The following is a 17138-nucleotide window of genomic DNA, read 5'->3' as shown; positions in this document are numbered from 1 at the left end:
TGTTTTACAAATCTAACATTTGAAACATTGAGCGGGCAGCATAAATCATTACATGATGTACACAGCAGTGTAGATATAGCTTCTAAGAAGTCGTCCTGGCGCAAGATCATGGCCTTTTTCGGTCCGGCATACCTTGTCAGTGTAGGTTATATGGACCCGGGCAACTGGGCTACAGACCTGGCCGGCGGATCACAGTTTGGCTACACCCTTATCTGGGTGCTTTTATGCAGCAATATTATCGCGCTCTTCCTGCAATCGCTCTGCACCCGACTGGGTATCGTAAGAGGACAAGATCTGGCACAATGTAACCGGGAGACCTATCCTAAAGGGATGAACTTCATCCTTTATCTGCTGGCAGAAATTGCGATCGCGGCCTGTGATCTTGCAGAAATACTCGGTATGGCGATCGGGTTGCAATTGTTATTCGGACTGGACCTGATCTGGGGTGTACTCATCAGTTTCGGAGATACTTTCTTGTTGTTGTATCTGCAAAGGCTGGGTATCCGCAAAATGGAGCTGTTCATCATCGGTACCATATTCATCATCGGTATGTGCTTCCTGATCGAAATGTTCCTGGCCAAACCGGATATGCACGCGCTGGTTCAGGGTTTCATTCCATCTATACCCAATACGCAAGCCTTATATATTGCTATTGGTATCATTGGGGCAACTGTAATGCCCCATAACCTGTACCTGCACTCGGCACTGGTACAGACCCGTAAGATTGAGAAAGATGATATATCTATAAAAAAAGCATTAAAATATAACTTCTGGGATAGTACGATTGCCCTTAACCTGGCATTCTTTGTGAATGCCGCCATCCTGATCCTTGCTGCATCTGTATTTCACCGTAACGGCATGACACAGGTGGCAGAGCTGGAGGATGCACACCAGTTATTGGCCCCGACACTGGGCACAGAATGGGCTTCCAGGCTATTTGCCATTGCACTGATTGCTGCCGGGCAAAGCTCTACTATTACCGGTACACTGGCCGGACAAATCGTTATGGAGGGCTACCTGCAATTAAGAATCAGCCCGGCATTACGCCGTATCATTACCCGTCTGTTAGCGGTAGTACCTGCAGTAATTGTGATCCTGGTCATGGGTAACAAGGGGGTAGGGAGGCTATTGATTTTTAGCCAGGTGCTGCTCAGTATGCAATTATCATTTGCCATTATTCCGCTGATCTATTTTGTGAGTGATAAGGAAAAAATGGGCCGCTTTGCAATCTCTATGTTCAGCAAAATCATTGGCTGGTCTATAGTAGTACTGGTCGGTGGATTGAACATGAAACTGGTCTATGAGTCGGTAACTGATGTGCTGGCCATGGATGTGAGTGAGGGGCTTAAAACCCTGGTCGTTGCAGGCGGTATAGGCCTAGTCGTGCTCCTGTTACTAACCATCCTTTATCCGCTGTATCGTCGCAGACACAGAGTTAATCTGGATATCCATCACCAGTTACATATCAGTACAACCGGCGTCAACGAATTCAATACCATTGCGGTGGCACTCGACTATTCCGAGGTAGATAACAAGACCCTGAGCTATGCACTGAAGCTGGCGAATACGCAGTCCAGGCTGGTACTGATCCATATTGTGGAAAGTGCTGCTGCCAAACGTTCGGGCCACGATACCCAGGATGCAGAAACACTGAAAGACCAGCAACACCTCGATAACTATGCCGCCTTTATTGCAGAGAAAGGATACAATGTATTGCCTATACTGGGTTATAATAACCGCGTGACGGAGATTGCCGGTATCTGTAAAGAATATAGTGCGGACCTGCTTGTAGTGGGCAGTCACGGGCACAGGGGGCTTAAAGATTTCATTTACGGGGAAACGGTAAACAACCTTCGCCACAAAGTAGATATTCCGGTATTCATCGCGCAATAGTAAAATGCAATTTTAAGGTTCCGTATATATCCAGTAAAATCTTTATTATATTTGACCGGATATATGAAACACCAGGTTGTTATTATCGGCTCCGGGCTGGGTGGATTGCTGACGGCTGTACTGTTAGCCAAAGAAGGCTTTGATGTAGCGGTGCTGGAGCAAAACAAACAGATCGGGGGCTGCCTTCAGTCTTTTTCATTCGACAAGAAAATATTTGATAGTGCTGTGCACTATATCGGCTCACTGAATGAGGGTGAGGTACTGCATCGCATATTTAATTATGCGGGCATACAACAGCACCTGCAATTGCAGCGCCTGGACATGGATTGCTTTGACCAGATCATATCCGGTGCAGACGATAAGTCCTATGCACTGGCGCAAAACCTGGATCATTTTACCGAGCAGCTGAACAGCTATTTCCCGAAAGAACAGGCGGCTATAAAAGAGTATGCCCGGCTGCTGCAATATACCTGCGATCATTTCCCCTTATACAACCTGCGCATGGGTGATGCCAGTGAGAAGCATAAAGTTTCGGACTGGAAGTTATCATCAGTACTACAGGAAATAAAAGCAAGTCCTGCATTACAGCAGGCACTGACCGGCAATGCTATTCTATATGCAGGCCATCACGATAAGACACCCTTCTACCAGCATGCACTGGTCAGCAAAAGTTACATTGACAGCTCCTGGCGTTGCACCGGAGGCAGCGGACAGATCTCAAAACAGCTTTGGAAGCAATTGATGGCTTACGGGGGCACCATATACCGGCATGAGCAGGTAAAAGAACTGATGGTACAAAACGGCAAAATTGAGAAGGCTGTATGTACATCGGGAGCGGAATACCTGGCGGATCATTTTATCTCCAATATAGCTCCGCAACAGACGATTGCTCTGTTATCTGATCAGGCTATACTCAAGCCTGTCTTCAGAAACCGTATACAGCAGGCACCACTTACGGTAGGGTCAGTTATGGTCAATATTGTATTGCAACCACAACAGGTTCTCTATAAAAACTACAATATCAACTGGAATAAAACGAACAGCCTTGAGGCTATTGATTTACTACCACAGGAGTTTCCCGTAAATTATTCCATTTACTATACCGAAGACCGGCAGCATCCGGGATATGCAGAATCTGTATCTATCCTCAGCTACATCAATACTGATGCGTTTGAAGCATGGCAGGATACGTATAACAATACCCTGGCACCATCGGGACGCGATAATGCATACCAGGAATTCAAAGCCTCCCTGGCAGATACATTGATGAATGTAGTAGCACAACGTCACCCGGAATTGAGGCAACATACGAAATCCTGCAAAGTGGCGACACCACTCAGTTACAGAGATTACCAGGGCTCTATGAAAGGAGAGCTATATGGTATAGAAAAGGATGTAAATATGCTGAATCAATCCAGCCTTACCACTAAAACAAGAATACCCAACCTTTACCTTACGGGGCAAAATGTAAACCTGCACGGTGTACTGGGCGTAAGCATGACGGCCATTTCTTCAACAGCAGATTTTGTAGGTATGGAATACTTACTAGATAAGATCAATAAAGCCTAAAGCAGATCATAAGTCAGGCGGATACCAAATGAAGCATAGGTCAGCTTTTGTACTGCAGCATTGCCCATCTCGTATTTATAGCTGACATTATAACTGCGGCTTACCGCCAGACCTGCATTACTGGTATAAAACGAGTAACTGAAAATCAATCCAAGTCCGAGTTTATTAGTCAGTGCATTATAATTGAGCCTTTTGTACCCCAAATACAGATTAGCATTACCTACTCCGAAATGTTTCCCGTCATTGTTGATGGATATAGTTTCCGTGGTTCCAAACCGTACGCGCTCTTTGGTGGACAGCACAGTGGTACTGTATGTCGTATCTGATATAGAGCTGATCCCTGGAAGATACATAGGCAGAGATACACCGGCACTAACCGTAATCTGATGTTTACCGCCATAGGTCATTACTTTACCCACTTCGATATGCGGCTCAAATACCAGGACTGAAAGACCACCACTACCCAGTTCCCCCTTCGCATAGGTTGTATCGGAGGTGGGGGCATAAGTCTTACGATAGCGATACGCAAAGTTTCCATTACCGATTGCTACACCACCAGCCAGGAAGAAGCCTGGCGTAAACTGATAGCGATACTGGAAGCCAAGGCGAACAAATGGCGCTACTCTGCTCTTATTCGTTCCCGGACCACCCATTGCAGTCATATTCTGATTAAGGTCAGCAAATACGCTGACATACTGACGATCAGGACGGGGAACATAACGCGTTACGCCCTGTGCCATAATCATATTGCCTGTACCAAGCAAGCATAAAAACAAAAAAACACCTTTCATATAAAATTAAAAAGTCAATACTCCTTTATTAATATATCAGTGGTAAGATTCGAGTAGAGTAGAGCCACAAGATAGTGAATTATATCATATGAAATTCAGTAATGAAAAAATAAACCCTTATCCTATTGGGAGTTAGGGTAAATTCAAGTGCATTTTTGAGCATCTTTACATCAACATAAAGCAATCCAAAATATATAACCGTTTAAGGGGTAAACAGATTGTCCTGCCCTTACTTCTCTTTGCATATTGCTCAAAAAACACTTATTATCAGAGTGTTATAAGATCATATTGTGTTTACAATAAATTGTAATTTTTTATCGCTTTTAATACTTACCTTCGCAACACCTTATAATATGGTTAATTATTTAGAAGCCTTAACCGTATTATTTTTTAGCTGAATATGGCTTCTAAGCTGAATCTTAAAAAAAAGATATATGACATTAAATCCAACTTCGGTTTCCTTTACTTTAGAAAATGGTAAAGAGGTAATAATCGAGACAGGAAAACTCGCCCGTCAGGCTGACGGTGCGGTTACCGTTCGCTGCGGCGATTGCGTAATATTAGCTACAGTAGTGGCGAGCAAAGAACCTAAACCAGGTCAATCTTTCTTCCCGCTGACTGTTGATTATCAAGAAAAATTCGCTTCTGCCGGCCGTATCCCGGGTTCATTCTTCAAACGTGAAGGCAGAATCAGCGATTATGAAATATTAATTTGCCGTCTGATCGACAGAGCATTACGTCCTCTGTTCCCTGAAAGCTACCTGTGTGAAGTACAGGTACTGGTTTCCCTGATCTCTAATGATGACGAGGTAATGCCTGATGCACTGGCTTGTCTGGCTGCATCTGCTGCACTGGCTGTATCTACTGTACCTATCCAGGAAATCATTTCTGAAGTACGTGTTGCCCGCATCGCTGGTGAAATGGTCGTAAACCCTTCCCCTGCACAGATTGTAGATGCTGATATGGACTTCATCATCGCTGCCACTGAGAAAAACATCATGATGGTAGAAGGTGAGGCGAAAGAATGTCAGGAAGAAGACATGATCAAAGCGATCGAAGTAGCACACAATGCTATTCGCCAGCAAGTAAAAGCTCAGGAAGAATTAAGAGCAAAAGTTGGTTCTCCTGCAAAAAGAGAAGTAGCTCCATTTGCAGAAAACGAAGAAGTAAAAGCTGCTGTTGAAGCATTTGCTACTGAGCGTATGCTGGAAATCGCAAGAGCTGGTAGCAGCAAACATGATCGTACAGACGCGATTAAAGCTTTGAAAGAAGAATTAATGGCGAGCTTCGGCGAAGAGCCTTCTGATGAAACTATTTCTTTTGCAAAACGTTATTTCGACGATATGCAATACTACAAAGTACGTGATATGATCCTGGATGAAAGCCGTCGCTTAGATGGTCGTAAACTGGATGAAGTACGTGGCTTGTATATTGAAACAAGTGCATTACCAACCCCACACGGTTCTGCATTATTTACACGCGGTGAGACACAATCTATGACCACCGTAACTTTAGGTACCAAAGACGATGAATTACTGATCGAAACTGCAGGTACATCTAATTATCAAAAATTCCTGTTACACTATAACTTCCCGCCATTCTCTACTGGTGAGACCAAGCCAATGCGTGGTCCGAGCCGCAGAGAGGTAGGACATGGTAACCTTGCAAAACGTTCCCTGTACCAAATGATGCCAAAAGATTATGCGTATACTGTACGTGTAGTTTCTGACATCCTGGAGTCTAACGGTTCTTCTTCTATGGCTACTGTATGTGCCGGTTCTCTGGCGCTGATGGATGCTGGTGTTCCTTTCCCTAAACACGTAAGTGGTGTAGCGATGGGTCTGATCAGCCGTGCCAGCGATGGTAAATGGGCTGTACTGACCGATATCTTAGGTGATGAAGATCACCTGGGTGATATGGACTTTAAAGTAACCGGTACCCGTGATGGTATCTGCGGTATCCAGATGGATATTAAAGTAGATGGCTTAAGCATGGATGTAATGCGTCAGGCATTGGCACAGGCTAATAAAGGTCGTTTACATATCCTGGATGCGATGTATGAGGCTATGCCGGAATACAGACCAGAACTGAAACCACAAACACCACGTATTGAACAACTGATCATTGATCGTGAGTTTATTGGTGCGGTAATCGGACCAGGTGGTAAAATCATCCAGGAAATCCAACGTACTACCGGTGCTGAAATCAACATCGAAGAAGTTGGTGAAACTGGTGTAGTAAAAGTATTCTCTAACAACGGTGAGAGCCTGAATGCAGCAATGAACTGGATCAAAGGTATCGTAGCGATTCCTGAGGTTGGTGAAGTATACGAATCTACCGTTAAATCTATCATGCCATATGGTGCATTCGTAGAATTCATGCCGGGCAAACAAGGTTTACTGCATATCTCTGAAGTAAGCTGGAAACGCCTGGAAACACTGGAAGGTGTACTGAATGAAAACGAGGTGATCAAAGTAAAACTGCTGGGTGTAGACCAGAAAACCGGTAAATTCCGACTGAGCAGAAAAGTACTGATGCCTAAACCAGAAGGTTATGTAGAGCAACCGGAAGGTGAAAGAAAACCACGCAGAGAAAACGGTGATCGTGATCGCAGAGATCGTAACGATCGCGGTGATCGCGGTGGCGACAGAAGAAATGATCGCGGTGACAGAAAACCACGTGAACAAGCTGAAGCACAAAACACACAGCCGGCAAACAATGAAAGCCCTGCAATCGATCCATCGGATGCGGACCTGGCACTGTAAGCCGATCTGAAAATGATATAAAAGGTGTACCGGAATTAATCCCGGTGCACCTTTTTCTTTTGCTCTTTTTTAGCACTGAATAGCTTATCTTTGAGACCCAAACATTAGGTTATGTATTCAAAATTGTATTCTAAAAAGTGGTTATTACTTTCAGCCACTGCATTATTTATGGCGCAAAATCCAATTCAAGCACAAGAAAAAGTACCGGCATATCCGATCAGCGATATGGATCGTACAGCACATGCCTGTGATGATTTCGACCAGTTTGCCAACGGCGGCTGGAAGAAGAATAATCCGATTCCAAGCACAGAAAGTCGCTGGGGTGCATTCGGTATCCTGGATAAAGAAAATAAAGATGTACGCATCAAAGGCATTATCACTGAAATACTGGCACAGCCTAACCTTAAAAAGGGAACTGAAGCACAGCAGATCGCAGATTTTTACCGTGCCTATTCAGATGTAGCTACTTTAAATAAACTGGGCATTAAACCGATCCAGAAATATGTAGACCAGATCACTGCTGTAAAGACGGTAAAAGAATGGACCAAACTGACAGGATCACTGGATCTTGCCGGTGTTGATGGTGTACTGGGTTTCGGTATATACGCCGATAAAAAGAACAGCAAATGGAATGCGATATACGCAGGACAAAGCGGTCTGAGCCTGGGTGAAAAAGGATTCTACTCCCGCGATGATTCCAGCGCAGTTGCTATCCGTAAAGAATTCACCGTTCATATCAACAAAATGTTTGCCCTGGCCGGTTGGAAAGATAAAAATCCGGGAGAAAACATCCTTAGATTTGAAACGGCACTGGCTGCATTACAGTTATCCAATGTTGAGTTGAGAGATCCTGTAAAAACCTATAACAAGATGCCTTATGCAGAAATGAAGGCGCTGGTTAAGGATTTTGACTTGGATGGTTACCTGAGCCATCAGGGTTTTAAAATTGAAGAAGTAATCGTTCAGAATAAAGAATACCTGAGCAGCCTGAATGCGTTGCTGAATAATACACCTGTAGAAACACTGAAACAATACAGCCGCTGGCAGTTACTGTCTTCTTTCGCAGGCTATTTATCAGAAGACCTTCAGAATGAAGATTTCCGTTTCGGTAGCACGGTAATGCGTGGTGTGAAACAACGTAAATCCCTGGAAGAAAGAGCGACCACTGCAACCAATGGCATCATGGGTATGCCTTTAGGTAAATTGTTTGCCGCTAAATATTTCCCGGAAAGCTCTAAACAAAAAGTTGCTGAGATGATCGAGAATGTACGCACCGTTTTTGGTGAGCGCATTGATCAGCTGAGCTGGATGAGTCCGGAAACAAAGGTAGAAGCACGTAAGAAGCTGGCTGCATTTACCTACAAGATCGGTTATCCTGATCAGTGGAAAGACTATTCTACTATCGATATCAAGCCTAATACACTGGTGGAGAATGTAATTTCTGCACGTAAATGGGGACATAAAGAATCGATCAATAAAATCGGCAAAGAAGTAGATAAGAAAGAGTGGGGTATGTCTCCGCAAACTGTTAATGCTTACTATAGCCCATTAAACAATGAAGTAGTATTCCCGGCTGGTATCCTGCAACCGCCATTCTTTAATCCTGATGCAGATGATGCGATCAACTACGGTGGTATTATTGCCGTAATCGGCCATGAGTTCAGCCACGGATTTGATGATAAAGGTTCTAAGTATGATGCTGAAGGCAACATGAAAAACTGGTGGACTGAAGAAGACCGTCAGAAATTTGATGAGCTGGCTAATAAATATATTGCTTACTTCGACCAGCGTGAAGTATTGCCTGGTTTGAATGTAAACGGTAAACTGACTATCGGTGAAAACATTGCCGATCTGGGTGGTTTAACGCTTGCTTATCATGCCCTGCAAAAATCAATGAAAGGTAAGCCAGAACCGGCACTGGTTGATGGTTTTACCTGGCAGCAGCGCTTCTTCCTGGGCTGGGCTCAGGTGTGGCACACTAATATTAATGATGCTGCTCTGCGCCAGCAGGTGCTGACAGATCCGCATAGTCCGGCTGCTGACCGTATCAATGGTCCTATGCCTCACCTGATCGAGTTCCATAATGCATGGGGCACTAAAGAAGGTAATAAATTATATTTACCGGAAGCAAACCGTATTGTAATCTGGTAAGATTATATTCGTTGCATATATCCGTAAATGCTTGTGTGGCGCGCCTTCGGCGCGCCACACTTTTATATATGTGGACTAAAAAAGCAGCAGAAATCGCATAACAATAAAAAATATTTAAAAACTTTTGTAACTTTTTTGCTCCACATCCGATTAACTATCAAATGACCGCACAAGAATACAATATTGCTGTTGAAGAGTGGGCAGACCGGCTTTACCGGTTTGCACTCAAAACCGTCCAGGAGCCGGAAGAAGCGAAAGATATTGTGCAGCAGAGCTACGAGACCTTATGGATAAACCGGGAAGACGTACCGCCGGAAAAAGTAAAAAGTTACCTGTTCACCATTGCACACCGACGATGTATGGACCATTTCCGAAAGCCGAGAAACAGTGAACTACACCAAGAACAGATTACCGCAACCGTTAACCCAAACCAACATAGTGAATGGAAAGGATATTTACAAGAAGCATTAAAAATTCTCGACAAACAGAGCAAAACACTCATCCTGCTTAAAGATTACGAAGGGTATAGTTATGAAGAAATAGGCAGGATAACCGAGCTCAGTCATGCACAGGTTAAAGTATACCTGCACAGAGCAAGGAAAACATTAAAAGAGTACCTCATCAGTAAAAAACAGATATTGTAATGAAACATACGGACAATCAATACATCGAAGAGCAGATCTTACTGCTGGTAGACGGAGAGCTTGATCCGGCTCAGGAGCAGAACGTACGCGATATTATCGCGGGCAGCCCTGAGTACCAGGAACTGTATGACACATATCTTTCCTTAAAGCTGGAAGATGAGCAGGATATAGTGTGTACGTTTAAGGATGAGCTGAAAAAACCGGAAACAATAGCCTTTGTACCTGCACCAAAACGCAGCAGCAGATGGCCATATTATGCAGCGGCAGCACTGGCACCTATAGCCATCATATCTGCCCTGTGGTTCGGCGCACAACAGGAACAAGTGTACAAAGACAACAGCCTTGTTAAATCGCAGCTGCCACAGAACCTGAATACGGCATTGCCTCCTGCACAGGAGCCCACCGGCAACAATAAATCAAAAAATAATACCAATACACCTGTAAAAAGAAAAACAGAAAAAATAGTACGCAAAGCCAATCCCGATCCCGGAACACTGGCATTGATCAGACCAGAGGAGACGGCTCCTGAAGTACAAAGGACCGTTCGCCTCCTTGCCAACCAATCGACAGATATTTCTCTTGCAACAGTACAGACCAGCCCTATACGCCCTATCGCTGAAAACAATACTACCGCAATGGAAGATATGACTCTTGCACTGGCTAAAATAGCCAAGGATGATCATGCTCCCAAAGGCCTGCTGGGCGATGTGATCAATGCCGGAAACTGGTTGCTGAATGAAGAAAAAAGCACCACCGTTGAGATATCATTAGGAAACTTTATCCACAAATCATATACCATAACCCTAAAATAATTAAACATGAAAAAGTCCATATTCATTGCATTAAGCGGCGCCTTGCTGAGCCCATTATTCGCACAGGCACAAACAAAAGAAACAACAGTTGTTACCAAAGAGAAAGACGGTGATGTAGAGATGTACGTCATTGAAAATAAGGATAACCAGGATACTTCTAAAAAGAGTACAACCTATATCTCTATCGGCTCTAACGGCATCCGTGTCAGTGACAAAAAGAAAGAAGCTGCATATAAAAAGAAAAGATTCCAGGTGCAATGGGGTATGCTTGATCTGGGCCTCAATCTGCTCAACGATCAGACCGTATACAATGTAGCGGACCCGGCTTTGATGAACAACTTTGCCAACATTCCTGCTGATAAAGTAAACGGAGATATTTTCAGCCTCAAAAACGGCCGTTCCTGGAATGTAAATATCTACCCGGTTATGTTCAACTACAAAGTTGTAAGTCAGAAAAACTTTAAGATGAACCTGTATACAGGTGTGGGTTTGCAGATCTATAATTTCCGTTTCAATAAAAATATTACGCTGCAAAGTGAACCGGATTACAAAATCAAAATGGATGATGTAGCCTTCACCAAAAATAAAATGTCTGTACAATACCTGACTGTGCCTTTGATGCTGAACTTCAATCACCGCATTGACAAAAGCAACTGGCTTACTTATGGCTTCGGGGCAAGCTTTGGCTACCGCCTGAGCAGCTGGACCAAACAGATCTCCGGAGAGCGCGGTAAAGTAAAAAATCACGACCAGTTCAACTTCAGCGATTACAATGTAAACCTGAATGCAGAGATCGGTCTGGGAGAAGTTCGTTTCTTTGGTTCTTACCAGCTGACTAACCTGTACAAAACAGAATCTATCACACACCAACCAATTGCATTCGGCATCCGTTTCGGAGGCATTTAATACTGATTACCCTTCTATAACATATGGCTCTTCCTTTCCAGGAAGAGCTTTTTTATTTTGAATAAGCCGATATGATTACAGGCCTCAATCCATATATTTCTGCGTGAATAATGTCAATAGTTTTTAAACTGTTTTAAAATTAGTATTTTACTTCCGGACACCAGCTGACTACTTGTTTTGTGGTGACCAGAAGCAGATTAAATAACAATGAAAAAAAAATATCATTACATAGGCCTGAAGCGGATCAATACCTTTCTTAAGTGGACACTGGCGGTCGCCATCATAGCGCTGATTACCTATATAATTGTCTCGAAGGCTACGAACAGGAATATCAAATGGCTGAATCACAAACAGGCAGGTATCAAACAAATCGACAGCTTAAATCAGCAGGCACAGATACTTTCAGATAAGCAGGATTTTACTACTGCTGAAACACTGATTGACAGTGCCATTTATTTGTCCGATTCGCTTTCCTATAAGAAAGGTCTGGCAGACGGCTTATTCGGTACGGGTAAGATACAGTATATAAAAGGGAATTATGAAACGGCACTGGAATGCGCCCTAAACAGCCTGCATATCAATACCGGTATAGCAGATGAAGTGACCATTGGAAGAGTGCGTAATTTATTAGGTCTGATACACCTGGCACAGGGCGAAACAAGTGAAGCACGTGAAGAACTTAATCTGGCCCTGAACATTAATCTGCGTCTGAATGATTCTACCAAATTAGCCGCTAATTACTTTAATATCGGTCTCTGCTTCAGCGAACAGGCTTTGTACCGAGAGGCAGAACAGGCTTACCGGACTGCTGCATTTATTGCACAAAGAACCGGGAAAAAGAACATCGAACTCATGGTGCGCAACAGGCTGGGGGAGATGTATTTAAAAATGGGCAAAACGCAGACTGCTATTAGCTATTATTTCATGGTGATTAAGGATACTGCTTACCAGAATGATTGGGAGAACAGCTTTGCCTACACCGGACTTGCGGAATGCTACGAGCAGTTGGGCAATAACACTACTGCAGTTGACTACGCAGAGAAAGGATGGTTGCTTGCACAGAAAAACGGCACTAAATGGGATGCGAACCGCGCCCTTGCTGTATTAAGAAAAATCTATGCCGGTCAGGGCAATTTCGAAAAAGCATACCAATATACACTTTTAAATATCCAGTACCAGGATAGCCTGTTCAATGAAAAAAAACAGTCCAGCATCAATGCACTTAATTTAAAACATCAGCGCTTACAGAATTATACTTTACAGCAAAAAAACCTGATATCAGCGCAGGAAAACAAATTTCAACGGGTTGTAATCATATGCTTCCTGGCCGTCACTACGCTTTTAATTATACTCATCACCATTATCTACCGATCCTCTGGGCAAAAAGATTTTTTAAACAAAGAGCTTACCGAAAAGAGCCGTTTACTGGCTTTGAGAAAAGAAGAAATCAAACGGCAGAAAGACCAGCTTTCTGAACTGAATGAGACAAAGGATATGATTCTTTCCGTGATCAGTCATGATTTACGATCACCACTTTCCTCCATCATCCTTACCCTTAATGTGATCAGGAATATGGATGTTTCCAGGGAAGATTTCCAGTCTATCCTGGAAAAAATGAATCATCATACACTGGCCACCCGCAATATGATTGATCAGCTGTTAAACTGGGCGAATAGTCAGAGCAGGGGATTAATAGCCTATAAAACGGAGATCAATGCTTATGAAGTAACGGAAGAGATACTGAGTGTTTTTGAACATGAAATAGTAGAAAAGCAACTTGCCGTAAAGCATACGGCAACTGTATTTGCAGCAATATTTGCAGACATTGACCAGTTCCAGGTCATCATCCGTAACATTATAGATAATGCCATAAAATTCACTCCTGATAAAGGCACCATCAGTATTGACTACCAATCTGATGTGGATTCAACAATTATCATTATTCAAGATACAGGCGTAGGGATGTCTGCCGAGAAATTGTCCAAATTGTTTCATTCATCAGGCAAGCAAATAAACTCTTTCGGCACCAAAAATGAGACAGGGTTCGGCATTGGCCTCACCCTCGTAAAATCGTTTGTAGATGCCAATGGCGGCAAAATTGAGGTCAGCAGTTCGCCGGGAAATGGTACCGAATTTCACATTTATTTCCCCAGGCCATAAATACTTCAAAAGCAAGAAATATCGGATACAACTTGTAGCCAATCGGAAGGAGTTTACGATAAATTAATCCTGTCGCAAACTTGTGTTCATCTGTACCTGTTATTTTTGATATTGACGGAGGAACAGCGCATTGAGTACAGCAAACGAACAAAGTCTGCAGATTTTTTTCAGGCTTCACGGCATTTTTTTGAAATAATACAAACACAGTACAGGAAAGGATTACAGCGATGCTCTAACAAACTTTTAATATAACAATCAGAAAATATTCATATTGTGCATCTTGTTTTTTTCGATTTATGTAATACATTTGCCGCACATTTTACAAAATTGATCAACTCACTTACATATCAATTTGCATGCGATACCGCTGTTATTCCAGCGGGCCCTCTTTCGCATTTTACCCCCAGATCATCGCGACGATAGACTGGTAGTAGTTGTTTACAAACTGCTATCAGTGCTTGGAAATAAACGCTGCACACCAAACCCGTGGTGTTGCATGCGTCGTTTTGTATCTATACGTACCATCTAAAAATTTATTTACGTGAAAAACACTAAGTTGATTTTTCGCACTGCGCAAGAGGCAGATATTCATTACGCAGAAACGATCACCATCGAAATGGAGCGGAGTGCTAAAGTCAGAGGAACAGGAATCGCCAAGCGGTCGCCTGACTACATTGCTCAGAAAATGATCGAAGGCAAATCTGTCATTGCACTGACGACCAATAATGATTGGGTAGGGTTCTGTTATATCGAGACCTGGAGTCACGGTGCTTTTGTGGCCAACAGCGGCCTTATCGTAAACCCCGATTACCGGGCGCTGGGTGTAGCCAAATCCATCAAGAAACAAATATTCGAACTCAGCAGGAAGCTCTATCCCAAAGCAAAGATCTTCGGACTCACTACCGGGCTCGCCGTGATGAAAATCAATAGTGACCTGGGTTATGAGCCTGTCACCTATAGCGAACTGACTCAGGATGAACAGTTCTGGTCCGGATGTAAAAGCTGTATCAATTATGATATCCTGACGATGAAGGAGCGCAAGAACTGCCTCTGCACGGCGATGATGTACGATCCTGAAGATCATTATTCACCCAAGATTACCCGCCAGTTTTTCAAAGAAAAGAATAAGGTTTTTGAACGCCTGGTACGCTTCAAACGCAATAACATGCTGGGCAAACTGATTAAAGCCACGACTCAGAAGAAACAGAAACGTAAGGCAGAACAACAAGCATCATTAAACACACAAAACAAAGAAACTCATGAGTAAGAAAGTTGTTTTAGGATTCAGCGGAGGCCTGGACACTACTTATTGTGCCCAGTATCTTTCACATGATTGCGGGTATGAAGTACACAGCATCATTGTGAATACAGGAGGTTTCGACCAGGAAGAACTGGATGCTATTGCGGCACATGCCCAAAAGCTGGGAGTGGTATCACATACGGCCATTAATGCAGTGGAGGATTATTATGATACTATTGTCAAATACCTGATCTACGGCAATTGCCTTAAAAACAATACCTATCCCCTCAGTGTAAGTGCAGAGCGTTTATGCCAGGCAGTACATATAGCCCGTCATGCACAGGCTCTGGAAGCAGATGCAGTAGCCCATGGCAGTACCGGAGCGGGCAATGACCAGGTACGGTTCGATATGATTTTTCATCAGCTCATACCAGGCATTGAGATCATTACACCCATCAGGGATATGCAGCTGAGCCGTGCAGAAGAGATCGCATACCTGCAATCTAAAGGGGTGCATATGAATTTTGAGAAAGCGGCCTACAGCATCAATAAAGGACTGTGGGGTACCAGCATAGGAGGCAAAGAAACATTGCAAAGTCATGGTGTATTGCCGGAAGAGGCATGGCCTACACAGTGCACCCAAACAGAGATGCAGGAATTAAGCCTGTATTTCGAACAGGGAGAACTGAAGGCGGTTAACGGAATTATCTATTCGCATCCCGCAGATGCCATCAAAGCAGTACAGCATATTGCCGGGGCATATGCCATAGGCAGAGATATACATATCGGAGATACCATTATCGGGATCAAAGGCCGGGTAGGATTTGAAGCCGCAGCACCAATGGTCATCCTGAAAGCGCACCATGCACTGGAAAAACATGTGCTCACCAAATGGCAATTGCAGTGGAAAGATACCCTGTCGCAATTTTATGCCAACTGGCTGCATGAAGGCCAGATCCTGGACCCGGTAATGAGGGATATAGAAGTCTTCTTTACCCACAGCCAGCAACAGGTAACAGGAACAGTATATCTGCACCTGTTACCGTATCGCTTTCAGGTAGCTGGTGTAGACAGTGCATACGACCTGATGCGCAACGATTTCGGACAATACGGAGAAATGAATTCTGGTTATACCGGGACTGATGTAAGAGGCTTCAGCACCATATTCGGTAACCAGGTAAAAATATGGAATGCTGTACAGGCAGCTCAAAAAACAAAAGCAGATGCAGAGTATTAAAACAGGAATTATAGGCGGAGCGGGTTATACAGGCGGAGAACTGATCCGTTTATTGCTGCAGCACCCTTATGCACAAATCAGTTTCATACACAGCAGAAGTAATGCGGGTAAGCCTGTACATACGGTACACAGTGATCTGCTGGGCGATACTGAGCTGGTCTTTACAGATACTATCAGCGAGGATATTGATGTACTTTTTCTGTGCCTGGGGCATGGAGAATCAGCAACCTTCCTGCAGTATAATACGATCCCGGAGCATGTCCGTATTATAGACCTGGCCAATGACTTCAGACTTAAAGCACAGGCTGTAACAGGTACTCGTCAGTTTGTATATGGTCTGCCGGAACTGAATAAAGGAGCAATCAGCACGGCACAGTCTGTAGCCAATCCTGGTTGTTTTGCTACTGCGATACAACTGGGTCTCTTGCCATTGGCGGCCAAAGGCATGCTGGGAGAAAGCTATATTACCGGCATTACCGGTAGTACCGGGGCCGGACAATCATTGAGCAGTACTGCTCATTTCAGCTGGAGGGCCAATAATATACAGGCTTACAAAACCCTTACCCATCAGCACCTGGCAGAGATTAGCGAATCTCTGGCACAGGTACAAAATGGATACACACAACAGCAATTGCATTTTGTACCCTGGCGCGGAGATTTCCAGAGAGGGATTTTTGTCAGTAGTCAGGTGAAGTGCAGCGTAGCTCTAGAAACGGTTGCTGCATGGTACGAAGACCTTTATAAAGACCATCCTTTTGTGCACCTGAGTACCACTCCGGTACATTTAAAGCAAGTGGTCAATACCAATAAATGTATCCTGCAACTGGAACAGGAGGGTGATCTCTTAGTCATTCACTCCACCATTGACAATCTGATCAAAGGTGCATCCGGACAGGCAATACAGAATATGAACCTTATGATGCAGGTCCCGGAAACCAGCGGACTGTATCTTAAACCATCAGCATTTTAA

12 protein-coding genes are annotated in these 17138 nt (G+C 43.8%); 11 read left to right on the top strand and 1 reads right to left on the bottom strand.

What is annotated here, in order from left to right; translation table 11 throughout:
• The first annotated feature begins 27 nt into the window (after positions 1-27).
• Positions 28-1893 (top strand): Nramp family divalent metal transporter, encoded by a 1866-nt coding sequence (locus tag FTD44_RS11150; protein ID WP_222166515.1) that lies wholly within the window; start codon positions 28-30, stop codon positions 1891-1893.
• A 63-nt stretch (positions 1894-1956) separates the two neighbouring features.
• Positions 1957-3462: a phytoene desaturase family protein gene (locus FTD44_RS11145; RefSeq protein ID WP_222166514.1), complete on the top strand. Its 1506-nt coding sequence runs from the start codon at positions 1957-1959 to the stop codon at positions 3460-3462.
• Here FTD44_RS11145 and FTD44_RS11140 read toward each other — a convergent pair.
• Positions 3459-4253 carry a hypothetical protein gene (locus FTD44_RS11140; RefSeq protein WP_222166513.1) on the bottom strand — a complete coding sequence of 265 codons (795 nt, stop codon included), beginning with the start codon at positions 4251-4253 and terminating at the stop codon, positions 3459-3461. The two genes, FTD44_RS11145 and FTD44_RS11140, sit on opposite strands and share 4 nt — an antisense overlap.
• Before the next feature lie 434 nt (positions 4254-4687).
• Here FTD44_RS11140 and pnp point away from each other — a divergent pair, with 434 nt between their 5' ends.
• The 9 genes from pnp to argC all read left to right on the top strand — a co-directional run bounded on the left by pnp (position 4688) and on the right by argC (position 17138).
• A complete protein-coding gene (gene pnp / locus FTD44_RS11135) occupies positions 4688-7018 on the top strand; it encodes a polyribonucleotide nucleotidyltransferase (RefSeq protein ID WP_222166512.1) in 2331 nt (776 codons plus the stop codon).
• Between the two features lie 111 nt (positions 7019-7129).
• A complete protein-coding gene (locus tag FTD44_RS11130) occupies positions 7130-9169 on the top strand; it encodes a M13 family metallopeptidase (RefSeq protein ID WP_222166511.1) in 2040 nt (679 codons plus the stop codon).
• A gap of 161 nt (positions 9170-9330) precedes the next feature.
• Positions 9331-9813, top strand: a complete 483-nt coding sequence (locus FTD44_RS11125; RefSeq protein ID WP_222166510.1) for an RNA polymerase sigma factor — start codon at positions 9331-9333, stop codon at positions 9811-9813.
• Positions 9813-10625: a hypothetical protein gene (locus FTD44_RS11120; RefSeq protein WP_222166509.1), complete on the top strand. Its 813-nt coding sequence runs from the start codon at positions 9813-9815 to the stop codon at positions 10623-10625. The genes FTD44_RS11125 and FTD44_RS11120 overlap by 1 nt, the downstream gene beginning before the upstream one ends.
• Positions 10626-10631: 6 nt before the next feature.
• Positions 10632-11531: a porin family protein gene (locus tag FTD44_RS11115; RefSeq protein WP_129021389.1), complete on the top strand. Its 900-nt coding sequence runs from the start codon at positions 10632-10634 to the stop codon at positions 11529-11531.
• Positions 11532-11738: 207 nt separating this feature from the next.
• A complete protein-coding gene (locus FTD44_RS11110) occupies positions 11739-13691 on the top strand; it encodes a tetratricopeptide repeat-containing sensor histidine kinase (RefSeq protein WP_222166508.1) in 1953 nt (650 codons plus the stop codon).
• 541 nt (positions 13692-14232) lie between these two features.
• On the top strand, positions 14233-14958 hold the full coding sequence (locus FTD44_RS11105) for a GNAT family N-acetyltransferase (protein ID WP_222166507.1): 726 nt from the start codon (positions 14233-14235) through the stop codon (positions 14956-14958).
• Positions 14951-16168, top strand: coding sequence for an argininosuccinate synthase (locus FTD44_RS11100; RefSeq protein WP_222166506.1), 1218 nt, complete (start codon positions 14951-14953; stop codon positions 16166-16168). Before FTD44_RS11105 ends, FTD44_RS11100 begins: the two co-directional genes overlap by 8 nt.
• A complete protein-coding gene (gene argC, locus FTD44_RS11095) occupies positions 16155-17138 on the top strand; it encodes an N-acetyl-gamma-glutamyl-phosphate reductase (RefSeq protein WP_222166505.1) in 984 nt (327 codons plus the stop codon). Before FTD44_RS11100 ends, argC begins: the two co-directional genes overlap by 14 nt.

Source organism: Edaphocola aurantiacus, from assembly GCF_019797745.1.
Classification (GTDB): Bacteria; Bacteroidota; Bacteroidia; order Chitinophagales; family Chitinophagaceae; genus Edaphocola; species Edaphocola aurantiacus.
This window is presented reverse-complemented; position numbering and strand designations above follow the sequence as displayed.

Bases quoted from the DNA above. Each gene is read 5' to 3' on its own strand.
- FTD44_RS11125 (WP_222166510.1), top strand. From the start codon at position 9,331: ATGACCGCACAAGAATACAATATTGCTGTTGAAGAGTGGGCAGACCGG.
- argC (WP_222166505.1), top strand. From the start codon at position 16,155: ATGCAGAGTATTAAAACAGGAATTATAGGCGGAGCGGGTTATACAGGC.
- FTD44_RS11145 (WP_222166514.1), top strand. From the start codon at position 1,957: ATGAAACACCAGGTTGTTATTATCGGCTCCGGGCTGGGTGGATTGCTG.
- FTD44_RS11120 (WP_222166509.1), top strand. From the start codon at position 9,813: ATGAAACATACGGACAATCAATACATCGAAGAGCAGATCTTACTGCTG.
- FTD44_RS11140 (WP_222166513.1), bottom strand. From the start codon at position 4,253: ATGAAAGGTGTTTTTTTGTTTTTATGCTTGCTTGGTACAGGCAATATG.
- FTD44_RS11100 (WP_222166506.1), top strand. From the start codon at position 14,951: ATGAGTAAGAAAGTTGTTTTAGGATTCAGCGGAGGCCTGGACACTACT.
- pnp (WP_222166512.1), top strand. From the start codon at position 4,688: ATGACATTAAATCCAACTTCGGTTTCCTTTACTTTAGAAAATGGTAAA.
- FTD44_RS11130 (WP_222166511.1), top strand. From the start codon at position 7,130: ATGTATTCAAAATTGTATTCTAAAAAGTGGTTATTACTTTCAGCCACT.
- FTD44_RS11110 (WP_222166508.1), top strand. From the start codon at position 11,739: ATGAAAAAAAAATATCATTACATAGGCCTGAAGCGGATCAATACCTTT.
- FTD44_RS11115 (WP_129021389.1), top strand. From the start codon at position 10,632: ATGAAAAAGTCCATATTCATTGCATTAAGCGGCGCCTTGCTGAGCCCA.